Source organism: Methylobacterium pseudosasicola (assembly GCF_900114535.1).
Lineage (GTDB): Bacteria > Pseudomonadota > Alphaproteobacteria > Rhizobiales > Beijerinckiaceae > Methylobacterium > Methylobacterium pseudosasicola.
The window spans coordinates 1-23,447 of sequence record NZ_FOTK01000016.1; the positions used below are offsets into that span (position 1 = coordinate 1).

Genomic DNA, 23,447 nt, shown 5'->3' on the forward strand with positions numbered 1-23,447 from the left:
CCGGGGGTGGGGCCGGTCACGGCGCGCACGCTCCTGGCCGAGATGCCCGAACTCGGCCGGCTCACGGCCCGGCAGATCGCCGCGCTGGCCGGCCTCGCCCCGTTCGTGCGCGAGTCCGGCAAGTGGAAGGGCCGCGCCATGGTGGCCGGCGGGCGCAAGAGCGTGCGCACGGCGCTGTTCCTGGCGGCGCTGACTGCCTGCCGGCACAACCCGGTGCTCAAGCTGTTCCGCGACCGGCTGGTCGCCGCCGGCAAGCCCAAGATCGTCGCCGTCGTCGCCGTCGCCCGAAAGCTCCTCACCATCCTCAACGCCATGATCCGGAATCAGAAACCATGGCAAACCGCTTGACCCCCAACACAGTCGCTGAGGCGACCGCGCCAGCGGGCCTCGAAGGAGGCCTCCAGGGCTCGCGTGGCTGGCTGGAGGGCTCCTTCGAGGCCTCCGCTTCGCTCCGTCACCTCAGGATGAGGGGGTTGGGTGGGAAGGCTGCAGGACAAACCGTCCTGTCATTCCGGGTTCGCCTACGGCGCCCCGGACTGACAAGGTGGATGCTGGTCGTCTGTGCACCAGCGGACCTGTCGAGGGGTGGGATGCCAAGCGTTGCGGCGCTGCACCGGACGGGGAGGGCACCGCGCTTCGGGTTCTCGCCGCTCAACGCGATGCAGGATTCTTCGGCCCAGCCGGAAAGGTTTTGCGCCGCGCTCGACACCGATGCGAGCTATTAAGGCACTGGCAAGGCTGAGCTTTTGGCCGATGTCCAGGCCGTGCCAACTTTCCTCGGAAACCTAATCCCGCCCGCCTCGTGTTGCAGCGCACACCGGGCAAGGACCCAGCGCGCTACATCACGCTCATGGCAATGAAATCCTTCTCTTACCTGATGATCGGCGTGTTCGCGTCCGGTCTCGTCATGACCCTTCTGGGCTCTGTCGGCCTGCTGGCCGGTAGCTGAAGACTGGCGCCGGCGTGACCGTTCTCGGTCATGCCGGCGCTGCATCCACCCAGGTGCGCCCAGTCCACAGGCGCACCGCGACCGTGGCGCAGCCGTCCGCGATGATGATGCGGTTGTAGGCGTTGGGCTCGTTGCCCCGCAGCCGCGTCGAGGTCGCCGAGCCGGCCTGGACCGCCAGCAGCTTTCCCGGGCGCGAGCGAACCGAGCCGCGATCCAGCGTCTCGGGTTCCGAACCCTCTGCTTCCGCGTAGCGCGCATAGTGCCGGTGCAGGTGGCCAGCCAGGGTCAGGCCGACGCCGCAGCGCTGGAACACCGCCAGGGCCCGATCGGCCCGCCCGACCATGCGGGCTTCCGCGTCCCAGGGAGGCGGAAGGAATGGGTGGTGGCCGACCACGATCTTGAACAGATGGCCCGGCATCGCCGAGAACCGCGCCTCCGCCCGCGCGATCTGGCTGCGACGGATCATGCCGTGCGACCAGTCCGGCTCCGGCGCCCAGCGCCGGACGGTGTTGAGGCAGACGATCCCGATCTCGGCATCCTGAAAGCACGGCTCGGTCTCGGCCGCGATGGCGCGCCGGTAGCGGGTGAACGGGTGCACGAAGCGCTGGACCAGGCGGAACGGCGAGATGTCGTGGTTGCCCGGCACCCCGATCCAGGGTGGCGTCAGCCGGTCGAGGAAGGCCCTGGCGGCGGCGAATTCCGAAGGCCGCGCCGCCATGGTGAAGTCCCCCGAGGCGACGATCAGGTCCGGCGCGTCGGCGTTCAGCTCGTGGACCAGGGCCTCCACCACAACCGGGTCGGTGCGGCCGAAATGCAGGTCGGAGATGTGGCTGATCCGTCTCACGGATGGCCGCCCGTCTTCGGCACGATCACCGTCAGCGCCTGCCGGTGGATCCGGTAGCGCAGGGGCGCGGGGATCAGCGCCACCTCGCCGTCATTCATGACCCTGAGTGCCCGGGTCTTCGACGTGATGGTCAGGTTGGCCGCCGGCAGCCGCTCAATGTCCGGTAAGCGGCGCCAGTCGCCCAGAGCGAAGCCGAGGGCCAGGCGCAGGGTCCGCCACGGGGAGAGCTGCGCCAGCACGTAGAGCGTCAGCTGCCCGGCATCGACCGGCGCCCGCACCAGCACCCGGCCCGGCCGCTCGACATAGTCGCCGATCACCACCGCCAGCAGCCGGAACCGCCAGGTCCGCGCTGCGCCGTCGATCGTGCCGGTCACGGTAAGCCGCGGATACCGGCCGAGATGGCGCAGCACGCCCATGATCCAGCGCAGCAGGCTGCGCAGACCGAGCTGCCGGCGATGGGCCTCCCGGTGCCGCGTCACCCGAGCGGGCAGGCCGAGCACGGAGTTGATCAGGAACGTGCGGCCATTGACCTCACCGACGTCGATCTGCCGCTTGGCTCCCGAGGCGAGGATTGCGACCGCGCCGTCGATATCGAGCGGGATGCCGAGGTCCCGGGCCAGAAAATTCATGGTGCCCAGCGGCAGGATGCCGAGAGGCGTCGGCTTGCCGATCAGGGCCGCGGCGGCGCAGGCGATGGTGCCGTCGCCGCCTGCCACCACCAGGGCGTCGATATTCGGCTCCGACGCGGCGGCTGCGATCCGCACCGGCAGGGGCGCCCCTCGGTCGGCCTCACCCAGGGGCTCGATCCCGGCCGCGACCAGCGTCTCCCGGATCGCCTCCGGCGTCGTGCCGGACGCCACCGCCCCGGAGGCGCCGTTGATGACCAGAGCGATGCGCATGGAATCCCGGGCGTCCGTCCCGCTGGCGAGCCCCACCCATCTGCCAAAGCTGCACGTCGATCGCGTGTCGGTGGCGAATCATCCCCGCCGGATCGGTCGTCGCCCCTCGACGCCGCTCCCGCGGCTGACGTAGAAGCCTCCCGGGTTCGAGCGATGCGGTATGGAGCCGGAGATCGAGATGCCGGAAGCGACGCCGTTTCGCCGTATCCTCCTCAAGCTGTCGGGTGAGGCCCTGGCGGCCCCGGACGGCTACTGGCTGCATCCGCCGACTCTGGCGGCGCTGGCCGAGGACATTGCCCGCACCATCGAGGGTGGCGCCGAGATCGCCATCGTGGTCGGCGGCGGCAATATGATCCGCGGCGCCCGCATCTCGGCGGCCGGCTGGATCGACCGCGCCACCGGTGATTCCCTGGGCATGATGGCCACGGTGATGAATTCCCTGGCGATCGAGACCGCGCTCAACGCCGCCGGCGTGCCGGCGCGGACCATGTCGGCGGTGTCGATGCCGACGATCTGCGAGACCTATGCCCGCCAGCCGGCCCTGCACCATCTCGACAAGGGTCAGGTGGTGGTTCTGGCCGGCGGCACCGGCAACCCGTTCTTCACCACCGATACCGCCGCGGTGCTGCGCGCCGCCGAGCTGCGCTGCGACGCCGTGCTCAAGGCCACGCAGGTGGACGGCGTCTACTCGGCCGATCCCAAGAAGGATCCGAGCGCCACGCGCTATGACCGGCTGACCCATGACGAGGCGATCGCCCGCGACCTCAAGGTGATGGACACCGCCGCTTTCGCCCTCGCCCGTGAGAGCCGGCTGTCGATCGTGGTCGGCTCCCTGCATCCGCCGAGCTCGATCGCCAAGATCCTGTCCGGCGAGGCGCCCTCGACCCTCGTGGCGCCGTAACGGCACGCCCTAGAGGTTTGCGGCACCGGGAAAATTCCGCCATTGAGGCCGCGACTGCCCGTGCCGGGCGAGAAGACAACGTCAGACGTGTCGGGACGACCACCATGGCCACACCGGAATTCGACCTCAACGACATCAAGCGCCGCATGCAGGGCGCGGTCGCGTCGCTCTCCAAGGATCTCGGATCCCTGCGGACCGGGCGGGCCACGCCCTCGCTGCTCGACCCGATCCAGGTCGACGCCTACGGCTCGTCGATGCCCATGGCGCAGGTCGCCACCGTGAGCGTGCCCGAGCCCCGGCTCCTGTCGATCTCGGTCTGGGACCGCAGCATGGTCACCGCCGTCGAGAAGGCGATCCGCGAATCCGATCTCGGCCTCAACCCGCAGACCGAGGGGCAGACCATCCGGCTGCGCATCCCCGAGATGAACGAGCAGCGCCGCAAGGAGATGGTGAAGGTCGCCCACAAGTACACCGAGGAGGCGCGCGTCGCCGTGCGCCACGTCCGGCGGGACGGGCTCGACCACCTCAAGAAGCTCCTGAAGGACAGCGCCATCTCGGAGGACGACGAGAAGCGCCAGGCCGCCGACGTGCAGAAGGCGACCGACCAGTTCATCGCCGAGATCGACGGCGTGCTGGCCTCGAAGGAGAAGGAGATCATGCACGTCTGAGGCACAGGCCGAGACGCGCGTGACCTCCACCGCCACACCGGCCGCGCGCCCCTCCGGGCGGCGCGAGCTCTGGCTGCGCGTCGCCTCGGGCGTGGTGCTCGCCCCGGCGATCCTTGCCGCCCTGGTCTATGGCGGCTGGCCGTTTGCCGGGATCTGGCTCGCCGCCGGCATCATTGGCTTCGCCGAGTGGATGGTGATGAGCCGGACCGAGCCCCGCGAGGTGCTGATCGCCCTGGGCGCGGCGACGCTCGCCGCTCTGCTGCTCTGCCAGCGCGGGGGCGCCCCGGCGCTGGCCTGCATCGCGGTGCTGCTTCTGGGAGCGGCCGCTTGTGCCACGGTGGCGCGCACCGGCTTCGGCCGGGTGCGGGCGTTCGCCGGCGTGCTCGGGGCGGCTTCCGTCGCCTCGGTGCCGGTCGCCCTGCGCGACGATCCCGGGATCGGCCTCGTCGGCCCGGCCTGGATGTTCGCCGTGGTCTGGTCCACCGACATCGCCGCCTATTTCGCCGGCCGGAAGATCGGCGGCCCGAAGCTGATGCCCCGGGTCTCGCCCAACAAGACCTGGTCGGGCGCCATCGGCGGCCTGATCGGCGCGGTGGCGGCCGGCTCGCTGGTGGCTTTGGCCGCCGACCTCGCGGGGCTGGACCTGCCGCGCGCCGCCTCGCTGCCGGTGGTGGCCGGGGTGAGCGCCCTGGCCTCGGTGCTCAGCCAGGCCGGCGATCTCTTGGAATCCGGCATGAAGCGCCGCTACGGCGTGAAGGATTCCGGCAAGATCATCCCGGGCCATGGCGGCGTCATGGACCGGCTCGACGGATTTTTCGCGGTGGCCGTGTTGGCCGGGCTCTATCTCGCCCTGCGCGGAAGCGGTCTCATCCCGTGACGATGAGGGAGTTTCACCCGTGACCCAGATCGTCACCGTCTTCGGCGCCACCGGCTCGATCGGCCGCTCCACCGCCGACCTGATCGCCCAGCACCCGGACCGCTTCCGCACCGGCGCCGTGGTCGGCGGCCGCGACGCGGTCGCGCTGGCCAAGGTCGCCCGCGAGCTCGGCGCCTCCTTCGCGGCGCTCGCCGACGAGACCGCCGGCCCGGCCCTCGCCGAGGCTCTGTCGGGCAGCGGCATCCCGAACGGGGCGGGGGAGGGCGCCGTGATGGAGGCGGTGGCCCGCGACGCCGACATCGTGGTCGCTGCCGTGAGCGGCGCGGCCGGGCTGAAATCCACCCACGCCGCGCTCCGGCTCGGCCGCACGGTGGCGCTCGCCAACAAGGAAAGCCTGGTCTGCGCCGGCGACGCCTTCATGCGCGACGCGGCTCGTTACGGCGCCACGATCCTGCCGATGGATTCCGAGCACGACGCGCTCAGCCAGGCACTTGCCGGCCGGCCGCTGGCGGATGTCCGCACGATGATGATCACCGCCTCGGGCGGCCCGTTCCGGACCTGGACCCGGGAGCGGATCGCCGCCGCCTCCGCGGCCGAGGCCGCGGCCCATCCGACCTGGTCGATGGGTATGAAGATCAACATCGATTCGGCCAGCCTGATGAACAAGGGCCTGGAGCTGATCGAGGCGCACCATCTGTTCGGCATCGAGCCCGGGCGCCTGGACGTGGTCGTCCACCCGCAATCGGTGATCCACGGTCTGGTCTACTGGCTCGACGGTGCCGTCACCGCCGAGCTGGCGCTCCCCGACATGCGCGTGCCGATCTCGCATTGCCTCGGCCTCGGCGACCGCCTGACCATCGCCCGGGGCCGGCCCCTGGACCTCGTCAAGCTCGGCGCGCTGACCTTCGAGGCGGCCGACGAGGAGCGCTTCCCGTGCCTGCGGATCGGCCGGGCGGCGCTGGCCGCCGGCGGTGCGGCGCCCACCGTGATGAATGCGGCCAACGAGGTCGCGGTGGCGGCCTTCATCGCCGGCCGGATCGGCTTCTACGGGATCAGCGATCTGGTCGAGCGCGCCTGCGATCACTTCGCCGGACAGTACCGGACCGCGCCCGCCGACGTGGACGAGGCGCTCGCCATCGACGCCCATGTCCGCGTCTGGAGCGCCGAGGCCCTGCCGGAGCTGCGCGCCGTCGGCTGAACGGCTTCGCGCCTCAGCGCTCCGCCCCGTATGCCGCCAAAAACACCCGCACCGCCTCCGCCACCTGGAAGCGCTTCCGGGCTTCGTCCGCCATGTCGCCGGCGGCGAACAGGAGGCGGGTCAGGAGGCCTGCTAAACACAGATGTAGGAAGTGCTGCGCTGCGAGGGTGGTGTCGGTGATGCGCAACCGGCCGTCCTGCGCCTGGACGTCGAGATAGGCCGCCAGCCGCGCGACCCCGCGGGCCGGGCCGGCCTCGTAATAGACCTGGCCGAAATGCGGAAATTTCTCGCAGACCCCGATCACCATGCGATGCACCGAGATATGTTCCGGCCTGGACATCTCGGCGAGAAAGCTCATCCCGAGGCGCGTCAGCACCGCCGGGACGTCCGAGTCGGCCGGGTCGAAGGTGAACAGGGTCTCGGCGAGGCTGGTCTTCTCCTGGATGATCAGGGCTTCGAACAACGCCTCCTTGCTGTCGAAGTAGACGTAGAGGGTGCCCTTGGAGACGCCCGCGGCCCGGGCAATCTCGCCCATGCTCGCCCCGTCGAAGCCGGATGCCAGGAACACGCGGCGTGCACCGTCCAGGATCTGCCGCCGCTTGTCCCCGTCATGCTGGGACGATCCCCGCTCCAGAACCGCGCCCTGATCCATCACCCTGCTCCGCGTCGGAGACGCTGCTTTGCTTGACCGAACCGTTCGGTCAATCTACCCTGAAGCCAGATTCGACGTGCGTCAAGGCGCGTCCCGTCGTCTGACCGAACGGTTCGGTCATTAGACCAGAGGCTCCACGATGTCCCTTCGCGAAGATGGCGACCAGTCGGCTGCCCAGAGCGCGTCCGTGGAGGACGAGCGCGCCGAGGGGCCGGCTCCGCGTCACGCGGCCCCGGGCGACGTCGCGGCGCCGAATGGCTCTGCGCCGTCCGCGCCTGAAGTGCCCCCCGCCCAAAAACGCCCGCTCAAGCGGATGCTGCTGCTCGGCCTCCTGGCGACGGCCCTGGGCGGCGGCGTCTACGAGGGCTGGCAATGGTGGAGCGTGGGGCGGTTCTTCGTCTCCACCGACGATGCCTATGTGCAGGCCGACATCTCGGTCCTGGCCGCCAAGGTCCCGGGCTATCTCGAATCCGTGCCCGTGGTGAACGGAATCTCGGTCAAGAAGGGCGACGTGATCGCCAAGCTCGACGACGGCGATTACCGCCTCGCGCTCCAGGCGGCGCAGGACAAGCTCGCGACGCAGGAGAGCACGATCACCCGGATCGCCCGGCAGGTCGAGGCCGCGCAGGCCCAAGTCGCGCAAGCCTCGGCGCAGATCGACGCGACCCGCGCCGACGCCGTGCGCGCGCAAGCCGATTTCGCCCGGGCGACCCAGATGCAGGCGGACTACGTCGCCAAGTCGCGGATCGACCAGGCTCGGGCCGACCGGGATCGGACCGAAGCCTCGGTGAAGGGCATGGAGGCCGGCCTCCTGGCGGCCCGGGCCAATGTCGACGTGCTCCAGGCCCAGAAGCGCGAGGCCGAGCGGCTCTCGGCGGAGCTGCGCACCGCCGTCGACCGCGCCCGGCGCGACCTCGACTTCACGGTGATCCGGGCGCCGTTCGACGGCGTGGTCGGCAACAAGGCGGTCGAGGCCGGGGCCTACGTGGCCCCCGGCACCCGGGTCGCCGCCCTGGTGCCGCTCCAGAGCGTGCGCATCGATGCGAACTTCAAGGAGACGCAGGTTCAGCGCATGCGCCCCGGCCAGCCGGTGCTCGTGACCGTGGACGCCTATCCGGATCGCGAGATCGAAGGCGTGGTCGAGTCGTTCTCCCCGGCCTCCGGCTCGGTGTTCAGCCTGCTGCCGCCGGACAACGCCACTGGCAACTTCACCAAGATCGTCCAGCGCCTGCCGGTGCGGGTGCGGGTGCCCGAGGCGGTCGCCCGCGAGGGCCTGCTGCGGCCGGGCCTCTCCGTGGAGGTGCGGGTCGATACCCGGGCCGGCACCGACCGGTCGGTCCTCGACCATGCAGAAGACGGGCGCTTCAACGCCGCGAGCCGCTGAACCGGTCCGTGGCCGCCACCGCCGCCATCCCGGCCGGAGCCCCGGCCGTCGAGCCGCCGATGGACCGCCGCCGCATGGTGGCGTTTTTCTGCATGGTGTTCGGGATGTTCATGGCGATCCTGGACATCCAGATCGTCTCGGCCTCCCTCAACGAGATCCAGGCCGGCCTCTCGGCCTCCGGGGATGAGATCCCCTGGGTCCAGACCAGCTACCTGATCGCCGAGGTCATCTCGATCCCGCTATCGGGCACCCTGTCGCGGGTGCTCTCGACCCGCTGGATGTTCGCGCTCTCGGCGGGCGGCTTCACGCTGATGAGCGTGATGTGCGCCACCTCCTCCTCGATCTCCGAGATGATCGTCTGGCGCGCCGCGCAGGGTTTCATCGGCGGCGGCATGATCCCGACTGTGTTCGCCGCCGCCTTCACGATTTTCCCGCCGTCGAAGCGCACCATCGTGTCGCCGGTGATCGGCCTGGTGGCGACGCTGGCCCCGACCATCGGGCCGACGATCGGCGGCTACCTCACCGATCTGATGTCCTGGCACTGGCTGTTCCTGATCAACGTCGTGCCGGGCATCGCCGTGACGGTCTCGACCTGGATCCTGATCGATTTCGACAAGCCGAACTATGAGCTGCTGGAGTCGTTCGACTGGGCCGGCCTCGCCTTCATGGCGGGCTTCCTCGGTTGCCTCGAATACGTCCTCGAGGAGGGGCCGAACCACGACTGGCTGCAGGACGAGGCGGTCTTCACCTGCGCGATCATCGGCGGGGTCTCGGGAATGCTGTTCTTCTGGCGCGTCATCACGGCGAAGCAGCCGATCGTCGACCTGCGCGCCTTCTCCGACCGCAACTTCGCCAGCGGCTGCGTGGCGAGCTTCGTGCTCGGCATCGGGCTCTACGGCCTGACCTACATCTACCCGGTCTATCTCGCCCGGGTGCGCGGCTACTCGGCGCTGATGATCGGCGAGACCATGTTCGTCTCAGGCCTGTGCATGTTCGCCACCGCCCCGATCGCCGGCCGGTTCTCCGGCAAGGTCGATCCCCGGATCATGATGGGCGTGGGCTTCGTCGGCTTCGCCTGCGGCACCTGGATCGTCACCGGACTGACCAAGGATTGGGATTTCTGGGAGCTGCTCTGGCCTCAGATCTTGCGCGGCTGCTCGCTGATGCTGAGCATGATCCCGATCAACAACATCGCGCTGGGCACCCTGCCGCCGGCCCGGATGAAGAACGCTTCCGGCCTGTACAACCTCACCCGCAACCTCGGCGGCGCGGTCGGCCTGGCCCTGATCAACACCGTGCTCAACGCCCGCTGGGACCTGCACCTCGCCCGGCTCCACGAGCGCTTCACCTGGGCCAACAGCACCGCGCTCGAACGCCTCGACACGATGCAGCGCGGCTTCGACTCCTACGGCAGCGCCGCCTCCGGCATGGCGCTCAAGGCCATGACCAACACCGTGCGGATCCAGGGTTTGGTCATGGCCTTCGAGGACGTGTTCCTGGCGCTCACCGTCCTGTTCCTGACCATGGCCTGCGCCGTGCCGCTGATCCGCCGCCCCCGCGCGGCTGCGGGCGGGGGTGGAGGGCACTGACTGCTTCCAGGGCGGTAATGGGCCGCGCAGAACGAGGATAGCGGGGACGAATTTCCCGATCTGGCGGAAGCGCCGCGCAAGCCCCGCGACCACGGGTGGCAACCGCGGCGGATTGCGTTGGCGGTAAGCCGCTCCGATCTGCTAAACCGGCCCGATGGCCGGCCTGAGAAGCCGGCGCAGAGACGGCCAGGGATCGGCTCATGGACTTCCTCAACGCGATGGGCGGGACCGCCGGCGGCTTCTTCGGGGCCGTGATCCCGTTCCTGTTCGTGCTCACCGTCGTGGTGTTCGTGCACGAGATGGGCCACTTCCTGGTCGGTCGCTGGTGCGGCGTCGGCGTGCACGCCTTCTCCCTCGGCTTCGGCCCGGAGCTGTTCGGCTTCAACGACCGCCGCGGCACCCGCTGGAAGCTCTGCGCCATCCCGCTCGGCGGCTACGTCAAATTCCACGGCGACGTGAACGGTGCGAGCGTCCCGGATCCGGAGGCGATCGCCCGGATGTCCCCGCAGGAGCGGGCGATCAGCTTCCCGACCCAGCCCGTGGCCAAGCGCGCAGCCATCGTCGCCGCCGGCCCGGTGGCGAATTTTCTGCTCGCGATCCTGCTGTTCGCCGGGGCGATCTGGCTCGCCGGCCGCTACGAGCTGCCCGCCCGGGTCTCCTCGGTGGAGCCGGGCAGCGTCGCCGCGCAGGCCGGCTTCCAGCCGGGCGACGTGATCACCGCCATCGACGGCGAGAAGATCGGCGACTTCAACGCCATGTACCGCACCGTGACCGGCAGCGCCGGCACGCCCCTGACCTTCACGGTGGAGCGCGGCGACCAGCCGATCACCATCCAGGCGACCCCGGCCACCTACGAGGAGAAGACGCCCTTCGGCCGCCACCGGATTGGCCGGCTCGGCATCCGCTCGCCTGCGGGCTCGGAGGCCCGGCTCGTCCGCTACGGCGCGCTGGATTCCCTCGATCTCGGCGTGCGCGAGACCTACTTCGTGGTCGAGCGGACCTTCTCCTACCTGAGCAAGCTCGCCACCGGCCGGGAATCCGCCGATCAGCTCTCGGGCCCGATCGGCATCGCCCGGGTCTCCGGTGAGGTCGCCAAGACCGGCGGCGTCGGCGGCCTCGTCGGGTTGATCGCGCTGCTCTCGGTCTCGATCGGCTTGTTGAACCTGTTCCCGGTGCCGCTGCTCGATGGCGGCCATCTGCTGTTCTACGCCTTCGAGGTCGTCCGCGGCCGCCCGCTCAGCGAGCGCGCCCAGGAGATCGGCTTCCGGATCGGCCTCGCCCTGGTGCTGATGCTGATGCTGTTCGCCGCCTGGAACGACATCCTCAACCTCGGCGCTTCCTGGCGGAACACCTGATCCCGGGATCCTGGCGCGCACCGGTTCCGGTCTCCACCGGAATCGGTGCCCCAATCCCGCCGCGAAGCCGCCGGAACACCGCCGCGAAGGCGCCGCGCCGACGGCCCGGCGAGAGCTTAAAACACGGTTAACGTGACGATCGACTGACTCGAAAACAGTCGATCCCGCAAAGATTTACATGACATTCACCATGATCGGCGCTTTGCCCGCGTGGTGCGCGCTCCGTTAAGTGGCGCGAAGGCCACGACCCCCCAAAATCCCCTGACGATGGCCTCCCGCGCGTTTGCTTGGCAGGGGAATCCCGCTAAGAGCTACGCTTGGACCTGAAGCCACGCTTGGACCAGGGTGACAGGACGACCGGTCAACGGCCGCCTGTGACGGGCTAACCCCCGCGACCAGAACAGAAACGGGCGATTGCATGATGTCGTTGACGGGGAAGCCCCGACGTAAGTCGGTGCGGAAGACCATCGTCCTAGTCGCTGCCGGTGCGGGCCTCGTCCTGAGCGGTGCTGCTCAGGCGCAGCAGATCGTCGTCCAGGGCAACCAGCGCGTCGATGCCGACACCATCCGCTCCTACGTGACGGGAACCGCCTCCGGCTCCTCCGAGGAGGCCCGGCGCAACCTGCTCGCCAGCGGCATGTTCTCGGACGTGAAGGTCGCCCAGTCCGGCGGTCGCACGGTGGTCACCGTCCGCGAGAACAACCTGATCAACCGGGTCGTGTTCGAGGGCAACAAGAAGGTCGAGAAGGCCACGCTCGAGGGCATCGTCGAGGCGAAGTCCCGCGGCCCCTACAGCGAGGCCATCGTCAACGCCGATCTCGCCCGCATCCGCGACGTTTACAAGCGCTTCGGCCGCGGCACCGCCAAGGTCACCTACCGGACCGTCGACCTGCCCAACGGCCGCGTCGACGTGATCTACCAGGTCGACGAGGGCGACAAGACCGGCATCATCTCGATCAACTTCGTCGGCAACAACGCCTATTCGGAGCGGACCCTGAAGGGGCTGATGAGCTCCTCCGAGATGAACTTCCTGTCGTTCATCAAGACCTCCGACGTCTACGATCCCGACCGCATCACCAACGACCTCGATCAGGTGCGCCGCTACTACCTGAAGAACGGCTATGCCGATTTCCAGGTGGTCAGCGCCGACGCCCGCTACGTCGAGGGCGACAGCTCGGGCTACGTCATCACCATCACGGTGAACGAGGGCGAGCAGTACAAGGTCGGCGCGGTGGCGGTGGATTCCCGCCTGCCCGGCATCGACACCGCCAAGCTCGACGGCAATATCACCGCGGCCGTGGGCGACGTCTACAACGCCGACGACGTGGAGCGGACGCTCAACAACGTCACCCGCGAGGTCAACCGCGCCGGCTACCCGTTCGCCCAGGTCCGCCCGACCGGCCAGCGCGATCCCGCCTCCCACCAGGTCTCCCTGGGCTTCGTGGTCGAGGACGGCCCGCACGTCTACGTCGAGCGCATCAACATCCGCGGCAACACCCGCACCCGCGACTACGTCATTCGCCGCGAGCTCGATATCGCGGAAGGCGACGCCTACAACCGCGTGCTCACCGACCGGGCCGAGCGGCGCCTGAACGGCCTCGGCTTCTTCAAGAAGGTCCGGTTCTCCAACGAGCCGGGCTCGGCGGCCGACCGCGTGGTCATCAACATCGATGTCGAGGATCAGCCCACGGGTTCGTTCTCGGTGGCGGGCGGCTACTCCACCCAGGACGGCATCATCGGCGAGGTCTCGGTCTCCGAGTCCAACTTCCTCGGCCGCGGCCAGTATGTCCGCCTCGCCGGCACCGGCGGCCAGTACTCGCGTGGCGTCGACTTCTCGTTCACCGAGCCGTACTTCCTCGGCTACCGGCTCGCCGCCGGCTTCGACGCCTTCTACAAGTACTCCGACCTGACCCGGTACTCGCGCTACGAGACCACGGTGTATGGCGGCCAGCTGCGCCTGGGCCTGCCGATCACCGAGGAGTTCGGCATCACCCTGCGCTACTCGCTGTACAACACCGAGCTGAAGGTCCCGAACACCCTCAAGCGGCCGTACAACGACTGCTCGACCCCGATCCCGGGCTACACCGCGACCTACGCGGGCGGCACGATCGACCCGAACAGCGGCCGCAACATCGGCGGCCAGGCGATCTACCCGAACTGCGCGTATGACGGCGAAGCGTCGATCGCCATCAAGGGCTCGCAGGGCAACACGCTCACCTCGCTGGCCGGCCTGACGCTCGCCTACTCGACCCTCGACGTGGTCGGTGCGCCGCGGAACGGCCTCTACGCCGAGCTGAAGCCCGACGTCGCCGGCCTGGGAGGCGACTCCAAGTTCTTCCGCGTCACCGCGGATGCGCGCTACTACAAGGAACTGTTCGAGGACGTGATCGGCTTCGTCCGCTTCCAGGGCGGCCACATCAACGCCATCGACGGCAAGCCGCTGCGTGTCACCGACGAGTTCTTCCTCGGCCCGTCGCTGGTCCGCGGTTTCGCGCCGAACGGCATCGGCCCGCGCGACGTCGGCATCGCCGATGCCCGCTCCAACGCTATCGGCGGCTCCACCTATGTCGGCGGTACGCTCGAAGTGCAGTTCCCGCTGCCCCTCATCCCGCGGGATCTGGGCCTGAAGGGCGCGGTCTTCGCCGATGCCGGCACGCTGTTCGGCTATAACGGTCGGCGCTCGTTCAACGTGAACGGCGACGCCTTCATCAACGGCATCTCGCCGCAGACCGGGAAGTGCAACTTCTCCGCGTTCAACATCGGCGTCGAGCCGGAATGCGTGAACGTCCGCGACACCGCCGCGATCCGCTCCTCGATCGGCGCGTCCATCCTGTGGAACTCGCCGCTCGGCCCGATCCGCTTCGACTACGCCTATGCTCTGACCAAGGACGAGGGTCAGTCTGTCTACGTGCCGCTCCTCGGCAAGGTCGGCCATATCGGCAAGGATCAGACCCAGGCGTTCCGCTTCTCGGGCGGCTCGCGGTTCTGATAAAAACCGGACGCGCCGGTCGGATTTCTCCGGCCGGCGCGTTGTCCCGCATGTCCGATCCCGTTTTCTTCGCCGCGCAAGGCGGCCTCACCCTCGCCGACGTCGCGGCCGCCTCCGGCGCGACCCTGCCCGAGGGGGCCGACCCGGCCTATCGGCTCACCGGCGCCGCGCCCCTCGAGAGCGCCGGGCCGGAACACCTCGCCTACATGGACAATGCCCGCTACGGCGAGGCTCTGGTCGTGACCCGGGCGGGCGCCTGCCTGGTCAGCCCGCGCTTCGCCGCGCGCTGCCCGGCCGGGACCGTCTCCTTGGTCAGCCGGGATCCCTACCGGGCCTACGCGTCCCTGCTCGGCCGGCTCCATCCCGATGCGATGCGCCCCGGCTCGCAATTCGGCGGCCGCAGCATCGCCCCGGGCGCCCATGTCCATCCGGATGCGCGGCTGGAGGAGGGGGTCACGGTCGATCCCGGCGCGGTGATCGGCCCCGGCGTCGAGATCGGCTCGGGCAGCGTCATCGGCCCGAACGCGGTGATCGGCCCCGGCGTGCGGATCGGGCGTGACTGCTCCATCGGTGCCGGCACGACCTTGAGCCACGCGCTGTTGGGCAATCGGGTGATCCTGCATCCGGGCGCCCGCCTCGGCCAGGACGGCTTCGGCTTCGCCATGGGCGCGACCCATCTCAAGGTGCCGCAGATCGGCCGGGTGATCGTGCAGGACGATGTCGAGATCGGTGCCAACACGACAATCGACCGGGGCGCCTCGCGCGATACGGTCATCGGCGAGGGCACCAAGATCGATAACCTCGTCCAGATCGCCCACAACGTCGTCATCGGTCGCCACTGCGTGATCGTCTCCGGGGTCGGCATCTCGGGCTCGACCACACTGGAAGACTACGTGGTGCTCGGCGGCCAAGTCGGCGTGGTCGGACACCTGCGCATCGGCCGCGGCGCCCAGATCGCCGGCTCGTCCAACGTCAACCGCGATGTCCCGCCGGGCAGCCGCTGGGGCGGCACACCGGCCAAGCCGGTGCGGGCCTGGTTCCGCGAGCTGACGACGCTGGCGCGGCTGGCCGAGCGCTCGGGCAAGGATGCGGAGAAAGATCCGGCTCCCGACGCCGAGTGATATCGGCCGCCGATCCCGGAAACCCTTGCATCTCTGCCGATTTCTTCCGAAGAGGGCGTCCGCCCGTCATGGGGGGCGGATATCGGTCCGCCCGATGGCGGTGACTCGAGGTACGAATTCGATGAGCGAGGCGGCGCGCGACACCAACGAGGAGCTGGGCACAGCCGACATCCAGACACTGCTGGAATTGCTGCCGCACCGCTACCCGTTCCTGATGATCGACCGCATCGTCGAGATCGATCGCGACGAATCCTGCGTCGGCATCAAGAACGTCACCGCCAACGAGCCGCAATTCATGGGGCATTTCCCCGGGCTGCCGGTCTTCCCCGGGGTGCTGCTGATCGAGGGCATGGCCCAGACCGCCGGCGCGATTTGCTGCCGTCACATCCGGACGGACGAGCTGCGCACCAAGCAGGTGTTCTTCATGACCATCGACAAGTGCAAGTTCCGGAAGCCCGTCACCCCCGGTGACCAGGTGCGCTTCCATATGAAGAAGATGAACCAGCGCCGCACCATGTGGTGGTTCCGCGGCGAGGCCCGGGTCGACGGCATGCTGGTGGCGGAAGCCGAGATCGGCGCCATGCTGGTGACGGAGTGAGCGACGCCCTGATCCACCCGAGCGCCGTGATCGAATCCGGCGCCGCGATCGGCGAGGGCGTGCGGATCGGCCCGTTCTGCCATGTCGGGCCCGAGGTCGTGCTGGGCGAGGGCTGCGAGCTTCTCAGCCACGTTGTGCTGGCCGGCCGCACGGCGATCGGCCCCCGCACCCGGATCTTCCCTTTCGCCTCCATCGGCCACCAGCCACAGGATCTGAAATACAAGGGCGAGGCTTCGACGCTGACGATCGGGTCCGATTGCCTGATCCGCGAGGGCGTGACCATGAACCCCGGCACCAGCGGGGGCGGCCTCGAGACGACGGTCGGCGATCACTGCACCTTCCTGGCCAATTCCCATGTCGGCCACGATTGCCGGGTCGGCGACCACGTCATCTTCTCCAACAACGTGATGCTGGCCGGCCATTGCAGCGTCGGCGATTACGCGATCCTCGGCGGCGGCGCCGCGGTGATCCAGTTCGCCCGGGTCGGCGCCCACGCCTTCGTCGGCGGCCTCTCGGGGCTGGAGAACGATTGCATCCCCTACGGTATGGTGCTCGGCAACCGCGCCACCTTGTCGGGGCTCAACATCATCGGCCTGCAGCGTCGCGGCTTCGCCCGGGACGACATCCACGCGCTGCGGCGGGCCTACCGCCTGCTGTTCGCCCCCGAGGGCACGCTGATGGAGCGGGTCGAGGATGTGGCCGCGACTTTCGAGTCCCACACCGCCGTGGCCGAGATCCTCGCCTTCATCCGCGCCGGCGGCAAGCGCTCGATTTGCACCCCGCGCGAGCTCCCGGTCCCGATCGGGGCGGCCTGAGCCTGCCCGCATGGCCGAGGCCGCTCCGCTGCCCGAGGGCACGCTCGTCCTGATCGCCGGTGCTGGGCGCCTGCCCGAGTTGGTCGCCGAGTCGCTGAACCGGACGCAGAGGCCGTTCCGGCTGATTGCGCTCCGCGGCTTCACCGATCGGTCCCTGCGCGCCCGGGCCGACGCCACCGTCGATCTCCTCGACCTCGCGGCGATCCTGAAGCTGCTGCGCCGCTGGGGGCCGGCCGTGATGGTGCCGGCCGGCGGCGTCTCTCGTCCGAGCCCGGCCGCGCTGCTCAATGCCGGCGCGGCATTGCGCAACCGCGAGACCCTGCGGGCGATCGCCGGCGGCGGCGATGACCGGCTGCTGCGCGCCGCCCTCGCCCTGGTCGAGGAGGAGGGGCACCGGGTGCTCGGCGTCCACGAGGCTGCCCCGGATTTGCTCTGCCCGGAAGGCCGCCTCGGCCGTCTCGGCCCCGATGCGGAGGCTGCCGTCTCGATCCGCACCGGACGCGGGGTGCTCGACGCGCTCTCGCCCTTCGATCTCGGGCAGGCGGTCGCGGTCTCGGGGGAGCGGGTGATCGCCGTCGAGGGGCCGGAGGGCACCGACCGCATGCTGGCCCGCGCCCGGGCGCTCGGGCGCAAGCCTTTCGGCCGGGGGCGGGCGCTCCCGGCGACCGTGCTGGTGAAAGCGCCCAAGGTCGGCCAGGACCTGCGCATCGACCTTCCGGCCATCGGCCCCCAGACGGTGCGCAACGCCGCCGCCGCAGGCTGCGTCGGCCTGGCGTTAGAGGCCGGCGGCACCCTGGTGATCGACCGCGTCGCCACCGCCGCCGAGGCCGACCGCCTTGGGCTGTTCTTGGTCGGCTACGGAGCCGAGCCGTGAGCGCCGCCTCCGTGTCTTCATCCAAGACAATCTGGCTGGTGGCCGGAGAGGATTCCGGCGACCAGCTCGGGGCCAAGCTGATGCGGGCGCTGCGGGCGACCGCGCCCGAGACGGTCTTCGGCGGCGTCGGCGGCGAGGCTATGGCCGAGGAGGGGTTTGCCACCCTGTTCCCCCTCGATGACGTCGCCGTCATGGGCTACCTGCCGGTGCTCGCCCGTGCCCGGACCCTCCTGCGCCGGATCCGCGAGACCGCCGCTGCCGTGGTGCGCGCCCGGCCCGACGTGCTGGTGATCATCGACAGCCCGGGTTTCACCCATGCCGTGGCCCAGCGGGTCCGGAAGGCGGCGCCCGACATCCCGATCGTCGATTACGTCTCCCCGAGCGTCTGGGCCTGGCGGCCGTGGCGCGCGAAGGGCATGCGCGGCTTCATCGACCACGTGATGGCGCTGCTGCCGTTCGAGCCGGACGCACATCTGCGGCTCGGCGGCCCGCCCTGCACCTATGTCGGCCATCCGCTGATCGAGCGGTTTTCGGAATTGCGCCCCTCGGGAGCGGAGATCCGGCGGCGGGAGGCGGTGCCCTACAGCCTCGTGATCCTGCCCGGCTCGCGCCGGGCCGAGATCGACCGGCTGATGCCGGTCTTCGGGCAGGTGCTGGAGCAGGTCTCCCGCATCCTAGAGGTCGAGGCGGTGCTGCCCGCCGTGACCCGCCACCGGGCGTTGATCGAGCGGATGGCCCTCGACTGGCCCGTGCCGGTGCGGGTTCTCACCGGCGAGGCACCGAAATACGCCGCCTTCCGGGGCGCTCGGGCGGCGCTCGCGGCCTCGGGCACGGTCACGCTGGAACTGGCGCTGGCGGGCGTCCCGATGGTGGTGGCCTACAAGGTCTCGCGCGCTGAGGAGTTCATCGCCCGGCGGCTGATCCAGGTCCCCAGCATCGTGTTGCCGAACCTGATCCTGGCCGACAATGCCATGCCGGAATTCGTCCAGGCGGACTGCACGCCCGAGCGTCTCACCCAGGCGCTGCTGCCCCTGCTGGTCGGCGGCCCGGAGCGGGACACCCAGAGCGACGCCCTCGCCCGCATCGACGGCCAAATGCGGCTCACTGGCGACGACACCCCGAGCCGGGCTGCGGCGCGGATCGTTCTGAACGCCGCTGCTGGGGGGCGGGGGATCGGGATCGCCTGACGGATCGGTGGCGTGTCCGACGGACGAAAACGCCATTTCGTCATTGCGAGCGCAGCGAAGCAACCCAGTGCAGCGCGCGATCTCCGACCATAGCGGATCCCTAGATTGCTTCGCTGCGCTCGCAATGACGGAGCGGGTGCAATGGGCGGGCAGGCCGATCAGAGCTGTATGCTCGCCCGAGCGCTCCTCAGCCCCCGCGCCGGCCGCAGCGGACATAGGCCGCGGTGCCGCGCGCGCTCGACCAGGTGAGGCGGTCGCCGGCGACCACGAGGCGGACCTGGGAGGACCAGTGCCGGCCGCGGTCGCTGCACTCGGCGCCCATCACCCAGGCGTTGCCGACCCGGCGGCTGTCGTGGAACGTGCAGATCGTCCGTCCGGCCCGGGCGCGCTCCTGCGTGATCGTGGCCGGAATGAAGCCCCGGCGGCGGGAGCGGGCCCCGCAGGCCTCGGCGGTCGGACCCCAGATCCCGACGAACTCGGCGCTGCCAAAGGTCTGCGGCTTGGCGGATGCGGCCGCCATCGGGGCGGAGACGGCGGCCTGCGTGTTCGGCGGCGCCTGGCTCGGGGATGCGTCCGTCGCGGCCGGCAGCGACGCGTCGGGGCGCTGCACGTCCGGGATGGATTCGTCCGGCATGTCGAGCATCACCAACCGGCGGCCGGGGGGCTTCGGCGCCGGCCGGGTCTCGGCGGGCTGGGACCGGAACGGCAGGTCCTCGGTCAGGTAGGCGGCGCTGTAGGCGAACAGCCCGGCCCAGCCGAGCACGAGGAGGGCCGGCACGATGAAGCGACGCTTGGAACCGGTTCGGGTATCCTCACCCGGATCGGCCAGCACGACCGCGCCCATTCGATTCCCCTGGTCCAGGCATCCTCCGCCGATTCGGTCACCGGCTGGCCGGTGAAAAGCATGCCCCAACAAGAGTCTGGGTGAAACCGTCGTTGGGCTCAGCGTCCGAAAATCCCTTTCAGGAACTGCGCGGTGCGATTGCGCTTGCGCTTGCGCTCCAGCTCGGCCGCATCCTTGAGCCAGGCGACCTGCACCACGCGCCGCTCGCCCTCGAACGGCTCGTGGCCGTGCCAGGAATTGTCGGCCCGCAGGAACGCGAACATCGTGCCCATGGTCGGCGGCACCTCGACCGCGAAGGGCGCGTAGTTGCGGCCGTCGTAGAGCACCCGCAGACGGCCGGCGGCCGGGGCGTCCCAGGCGTCGTTCATGTAGACCAGCAGCGTCAGCACCTTCGACGGGCCGTCGGTGTGGATCGAGCCGTATTTGAGCTGGCTCTTCCGCATGATCGTGGTCAGCCGCGGGCAGGAGACGAGATCGATGCCGAACTTCTCGCCGAGCAGGGCCGAGAATTCGTCACTCTCCAATTCGTCGATAAGGGCCTTGAACCGGCCCTTGAGGGCGACCTCGTCCACCGTCAGGTAGCCGGGCTTGGCGATGTCCGGGAAGTCGCGCCGGATCGCGTCGATGGCGTCCGGGTTCAGGACGTTGGTGCCGAGCGTGTACGGGTAGGGCTCCCGGGCCACCGGGGCGGCGCGGACGGCCGAAACATCGAGGATCGAAAGGGCGGACATCTGCGGGTCCCTGGGCTCCAGCGCACGTCGGCCGGCACGCCGGCGCCGGAGGCGCGTGCCGGAGGGCCAACTGGGAGGCTCGTGCCGGGCCCGCCCGCCGGGCGTCCGCGGTCACGAAATCTCGACGCCTTCTCGGGGCGCTCTCCGTGGTCCCGGATTCCCATAATCCGGTGATTGCGGCGGTCCAACGGCGAAAGCCGTGTGGTGGCGCATTCCGGTGACAGTCGCGGGCCACCCGGCCGTGCAGGATGGCGCGATGCCCGAGGACTTTCTTCTCGGGTGCGTGCGTCCTGGAACCCATCCTTGATGAGGCCGCTGGTCCTCGCCGTGTTGTGTATTCACCTGGTCGCCGCGGCGATCGGGGCGGGGGCGCTCGCCCAGCAATCCCGGCCGCAGCGGCCCACCGGCACGGCGCGGATGACCTGCGCGGAGGCAATGGCTCTGGTCAAGAACGAGGGCGACGTGGTGATCGCCGGCGGGACGAACCCCGAGCGCTACGTCAGCGGCCCCGGCCAGTGCAGCGGCTCCGAGATCGCCGAATTGCGCTTCGTCCCCACCCGCGACAATCCGCAATGCCCGATCGGATATCGCTGCCGCGAGCCGGGTTTCGAAGAGTGGAATTGGTAGCTCCGGGTCACGCATCGCGGTCCGTCCGGGCGGATCGTGACAAAAGTTTCACGTGACAGCGCCGACGCGATGCCACGTTCTCGCCATGACCCAGGGCCAAGGCCGCCGGGTTGCGTTCCCAAAAGGACGCTCACGTTAGGCGGGAGACACGCGTGGCTTCACTCAGGACCGGGCTCGGGATCCAGGCCGTGCTCACGGCCGTGGCCGCGCTGATCCTGCTGGCGCTTCCGGGGATCCCCAGTCCGCCGCTCTACGTGTCGCTCGCCGGTTTCGTCATGGCCGGCATCCTGGTCGCGGCGAACGGCATCTCTGCCTACTTGAAGGTGTTCGTCTCGGTCTACGGCATCGGCTACCTGCTGCTCGCCGGCATGAAGACCGTGGCCGCCATGGGCCTGCTGCCCCCGGTGGTCGCCGCGCTGCTGCCGCCGGACTTCGCCGCCACCGGCGCGGTGGTGTTCGGCGCCATCGTGCTCGGCGTCTCGCATCTCGAGCCGATCCGGGCGATCACCGACATCGCCGACCCGTATTTCGCCAACCGCGACAAGCCGACCAAGGAGATCGGCCTGTTCCGCTGGTTCGGCAGCACCGAGGGCCGGATCGGGCGCAACCTCGTCGCCCTGTCGATCTTCGTGAACTTCGCCGACGTGGCGCTGACCCTGCGGTTCAACTTTTTCTACCGCGACATCTACAACTCGCTCCAGGAATACGACGCGGCGGCGTTCTGGTACCAGCTGCTCTGGATCTTCATTCCGCTGGCGACGCTGAACATCGCCATCGGCATGTTCGATCTGTTCGTCGATTCCTCCCTGCACATCCGCTGGCGGACTTGGCTGACCCACAGCCTGTACGAGCGCTGGCTCGGCAAGGGCACCCATTACCGCATCCCGTTCACCGACGAGGAGGCGGACAACCCGGACCAGCGTATCCAGGCCGACGTCAACCTGTTCATCCAGCAGACCGCGAGCCTGTCGATCCGGCTGCTCAGCCAGGCGGCGCAGCTCGTCTCGTTCATCGTGATCCTCTGGACCCTGTCGCGCGACTTCGTCGTGCCGTTCACCGACACGGTGATCCCGGGCTTCCTGGTCTGGCTGGTGATCGCCTACGCGGTGGTCGGCACCTGGCTCACCCACCTGATCGGCCGGCCCCTGATCGGGCTGAACTTCCGGCAGGAGCAGGTCGAGGCCGATTTCCGCTTCTCGCTGGCCCGCAACCGGATCTACTCCGAGCAGATCGCGCTGCTGCGCGGAGAGCGCGCCGAGGCGACCCGGCTCGGCACGCTGTTCCACAGCATCATCGACAACTACGTCGGCATCATCTTCCGCCGGATCAAGCTGATCGCCTTCACGTTCAGCTACCGGCAGGCGAGCGTGATCTTCCCGATGGTGCTCGCCGCACCGTCGTTCTTCGCCAAGAAGATCACCCTGGGCGCCCTTCAGCAGACCTCGCAGGCCTTCGGGCAGGTGCAGAGTTCCCTGTCGTTCTTCGTGGATTCCTACACCACGCTCGCCTCCTACAAGGCCAACACCATCCGTCTCGGCTCCTTCCGCCGGGCGATGAGCAAGGCCGAGGCTTTGGAATCGGCCGGCTACGGGCTGGTCCGGGGCAACGACACCACCAACGGCGTCACCGCCCGGGGCGTGGTGCTCGCTCTGCCGGACGGGCGCGAGATCGTCTCGGCCCCGGAGCTGACCCTGCCCAAGGGCGGCGCCACCCTGGTCACCGGCCCGTCGGGGTCCGGCAAGTCGACGCTGTTCCGGGCGATCGCCGGGATCTGGCCGTTCGGCAAGGGGAGGGTCGACGTGCCGGCCGGGCAATCGGCGCTGCTGCTGCCGCAGCGGCCCTACATCCCACAGGGGACCCTGCGCGGCGCCGTGGTCTACCCGAACACCACCGACCAGTTCTCGGATTCGGCGATCCGCGAGGCCCTGACGGCCGCGCAACTGCCGCATCTCATCGACCGCCTCGACGAGACCGATACCTGGGAGCGGCGCCTGTCCGGCGGCGAGCAGCAACGCCTCGCCATCGCCCGGGCGATCCTGGCCAAGCCCGCCTGGCTGTTCCTCGACGAATCCACCGCTTCGCTCGACGAGCCGTCCGAGGCGAAGATCTACGCGATGCTGCGCGAGCGGCTGCCCGACACCACCATCGTCTCGATTGGCCACCGCTCGACGCTGGACGCGTTCCACGACCGACGCATCGTCCTGGAGCCGCAAGGCAACGTCTTCACCCCCCGGGAGCGCCGGGAGCCGCAACCGGCGGAATAAGTGGACTCCGTCACGTCATCCCGGGGAAAATGCCCCGCAGAAGTTGCGAAATGGAAATATTAAGGAACCTGTGACTGCGGG

The 23,447-nt window shown here is 69.5% G+C and carries 21 protein-coding genes; 16 read left to right on the forward strand and 5 right to left on the reverse strand.

Annotation, left to right across the window (positions count from 1 at the left end; all coding sequences use genetic code 11):
- Window positions 1-348, forward strand: a 348-nt coding sequence (locus BM228_RS16215) for a transposase (protein WP_139234101.1), incomplete at its 5' end; no start/stop codon positions are given.
- A gap of 629 nt (window positions 349-977) precedes the next feature.
- Here the strand turns inward: BM228_RS16215 and BM228_RS16220 are convergent.
- Both BM228_RS16220 and BM228_RS16225 read right to left on the reverse strand, forming a co-directional pair.
- Complete coding sequence (locus BM228_RS16220; protein WP_092042298.1) at window positions 978-1,793, reverse strand: metallophosphoesterase family protein; 816 nt, start codon at window positions 1,791-1,793, stop codon at window positions 978-980.
- On the reverse strand, window positions 1,790-2,692 hold the full coding sequence (locus tag BM228_RS16225; protein WP_092042300.1) for a diacylglycerol/lipid kinase family protein: 903 nt from the start codon (window positions 2,690-2,692) through the stop codon (window positions 1,790-1,792). Before BM228_RS16225 ends, BM228_RS16220 begins: the two co-directional genes overlap by 4 nt.
- Window positions 2,693-2,870: 178 nt before the next feature.
- Between BM228_RS16225 and pyrH the strand changes: the two genes are divergently transcribed.
- The 4 genes from pyrH (at window position 2,871) to dxr (ending at window position 6,336) form a co-directional block, all read left to right on the forward strand.
- Complete coding sequence (pyrH, locus tag BM228_RS16230; protein ID WP_092042463.1) at window positions 2,871-3,593, forward strand: UMP kinase; 723 nt, start codon at window positions 2,871-2,873, stop codon at window positions 3,591-3,593.
- 104 nt (window positions 3,594-3,697) lie between these two features.
- Entirely contained in the window at window positions 3,698-4,261 is a 564-nt protein-coding gene (gene frr, locus BM228_RS16235) for a ribosome recycling factor (RefSeq protein WP_092042302.1), read from the forward strand.
- A 19-nt stretch (window positions 4,262-4,280) separates the two neighbouring features.
- A complete protein-coding gene (locus BM228_RS16240) occupies window positions 4,281-5,138 on the forward strand; it encodes a phosphatidate cytidylyltransferase (RefSeq protein WP_092042303.1) in 858 nt (285 codons plus the stop codon).
- 19 nt (window positions 5,139-5,157) lie between these two features.
- Window positions 5,158-6,336, forward strand: coding sequence for a 1-deoxy-D-xylulose-5-phosphate reductoisomerase (dxr, locus tag BM228_RS16245; protein WP_092042305.1), 1,179 nt, complete (start codon window positions 5,158-5,160; stop codon window positions 6,334-6,336).
- Between the two features lie 13 nt (window positions 6,337-6,349).
- On the opposite strand, the gene BM228_RS16250 is transcribed toward dxr, so the two are convergent.
- On the reverse strand, window positions 6,350-6,988 hold the full coding sequence (locus BM228_RS16250) for a TetR/AcrR family transcriptional regulator (RefSeq protein WP_092042306.1): 639 nt from the start codon (window positions 6,986-6,988) through the stop codon (window positions 6,350-6,352).
- Window positions 6,989-7,127: 139 nt separating this feature from the next.
- On the opposite strand from BM228_RS16250, the gene BM228_RS16255 reads away from it, so the two are divergent.
- The 9 genes from BM228_RS16255 to lpxB all read left to right on the forward strand — a co-directional run bounded on the left by BM228_RS16255 (window position 7,128) and on the right by lpxB (window position 18,900).
- Complete coding sequence (locus BM228_RS16255; RefSeq protein ID WP_092042308.1) at window positions 7,128-8,372, forward strand: HlyD family secretion protein; 1,245 nt, start codon at window positions 7,128-7,130, stop codon at window positions 8,370-8,372.
- A gap of 59 nt (window positions 8,373-8,431) precedes the next feature.
- A complete protein-coding gene (locus BM228_RS16260) occupies window positions 8,432-9,961 on the forward strand; it encodes a DHA2 family efflux MFS transporter permease subunit (protein WP_425284953.1) in 1,530 nt (509 codons plus the stop codon).
- A gap of 200 nt (window positions 9,962-10,161) precedes the next feature.
- Window positions 10,162-11,316 carry a M50 family metallopeptidase gene (locus BM228_RS16265; RefSeq protein WP_092042311.1) on the forward strand — a complete coding sequence of 385 codons (1,155 nt, stop codon included), beginning with the start codon at window positions 10,162-10,164 and terminating at the stop codon, window positions 11,314-11,316.
- 418 nt (window positions 11,317-11,734) lie between these two features.
- Window positions 11,735-14,305 carry an outer membrane protein assembly factor BamA gene (gene bamA / locus BM228_RS16270; RefSeq protein WP_092042313.1) on the forward strand — a complete coding sequence of 857 codons (2,571 nt, stop codon included), beginning with the start codon at window positions 11,735-11,737 and terminating at the stop codon, window positions 14,303-14,305.
- Between the two features lie 50 nt (window positions 14,306-14,355).
- On the forward strand, window positions 14,356-15,426 hold the full coding sequence (gene lpxD / locus BM228_RS16275; RefSeq protein WP_092042314.1) for a UDP-3-O-(3-hydroxymyristoyl)glucosamine N-acyltransferase: 1,071 nt from the start codon (window positions 14,356-14,358) through the stop codon (window positions 15,424-15,426).
- A 121-nt stretch (window positions 15,427-15,547) separates the two neighbouring features.
- On the forward strand, window positions 15,548-16,024 hold the full coding sequence (gene fabZ / locus BM228_RS16280) for a 3-hydroxyacyl-ACP dehydratase FabZ (protein ID WP_092042315.1): 477 nt from the start codon (window positions 15,548-15,550) through the stop codon (window positions 16,022-16,024).
- Window positions 16,021-16,839: an acyl-ACP--UDP-N-acetylglucosamine O-acyltransferase gene (lpxA, locus tag BM228_RS16285; RefSeq protein ID WP_092042316.1), complete on the forward strand. Its 819-nt coding sequence runs from the start codon at window positions 16,021-16,023 to the stop codon at window positions 16,837-16,839. Before fabZ ends, lpxA begins: the two co-directional genes overlap by 4 nt.
- A 10-nt stretch (window positions 16,840-16,849) precedes the next feature.
- Complete coding sequence (locus BM228_RS16290; protein ID WP_092042318.1) at window positions 16,850-17,713, forward strand: LpxI family protein; 864 nt, start codon at window positions 16,850-16,852, stop codon at window positions 17,711-17,713.
- 11 nt (window positions 17,714-17,724) lie between these two features.
- Window positions 17,725-18,900 (forward strand): lipid-A-disaccharide synthase, encoded by a 1,176-nt coding sequence (gene lpxB / locus BM228_RS16295; RefSeq protein WP_092042465.1) that lies wholly within the window; start codon window positions 17,725-17,727, stop codon window positions 18,898-18,900.
- Between the two features lie 187 nt (window positions 18,901-19,087).
- Here lpxB and BM228_RS16300 read toward each other — a convergent pair whose 3' ends face one another.
- On the reverse strand, window positions 19,088-19,744 hold the full coding sequence (locus tag BM228_RS16300; protein ID WP_092042319.1) for a peptidase inhibitor family I36 protein: 657 nt from the start codon (window positions 19,742-19,744) through the stop codon (window positions 19,088-19,090).
- A 98-nt stretch (window positions 19,745-19,842) separates the two neighbouring features.
- Window positions 19,843-20,475 carry a 2OG-Fe(II) oxygenase gene (locus tag BM228_RS16305; RefSeq protein WP_092042321.1) on the reverse strand — a complete coding sequence of 211 codons (633 nt, stop codon included), beginning with the start codon at window positions 20,473-20,475 and terminating at the stop codon, window positions 19,843-19,845.
- Between the two features lie 306 nt (window positions 20,476-20,781).
- Here BM228_RS16305 and BM228_RS16310 point away from each other — a divergent pair, with 306 nt between their 5' ends.
- Both BM228_RS16310 and BM228_RS16315 read left to right on the forward strand, forming a co-directional pair.
- A complete protein-coding gene (locus BM228_RS16310) occupies window positions 20,782-21,102 on the forward strand; it encodes a hypothetical protein (protein ID WP_092042322.1) in 321 nt (106 codons plus the stop codon).
- A gap of 152 nt (window positions 21,103-21,254) precedes the next feature.
- Window positions 21,255-23,366, forward strand: a complete 2,112-nt coding sequence (locus BM228_RS16315) for an ABC transporter ATP-binding protein/permease (RefSeq protein ID WP_092042324.1) — start codon at window positions 21,255-21,257, stop codon at window positions 23,364-23,366.
- The last annotated feature ends 81 nt before the right edge of the window (window positions 23,367-23,447 follow it).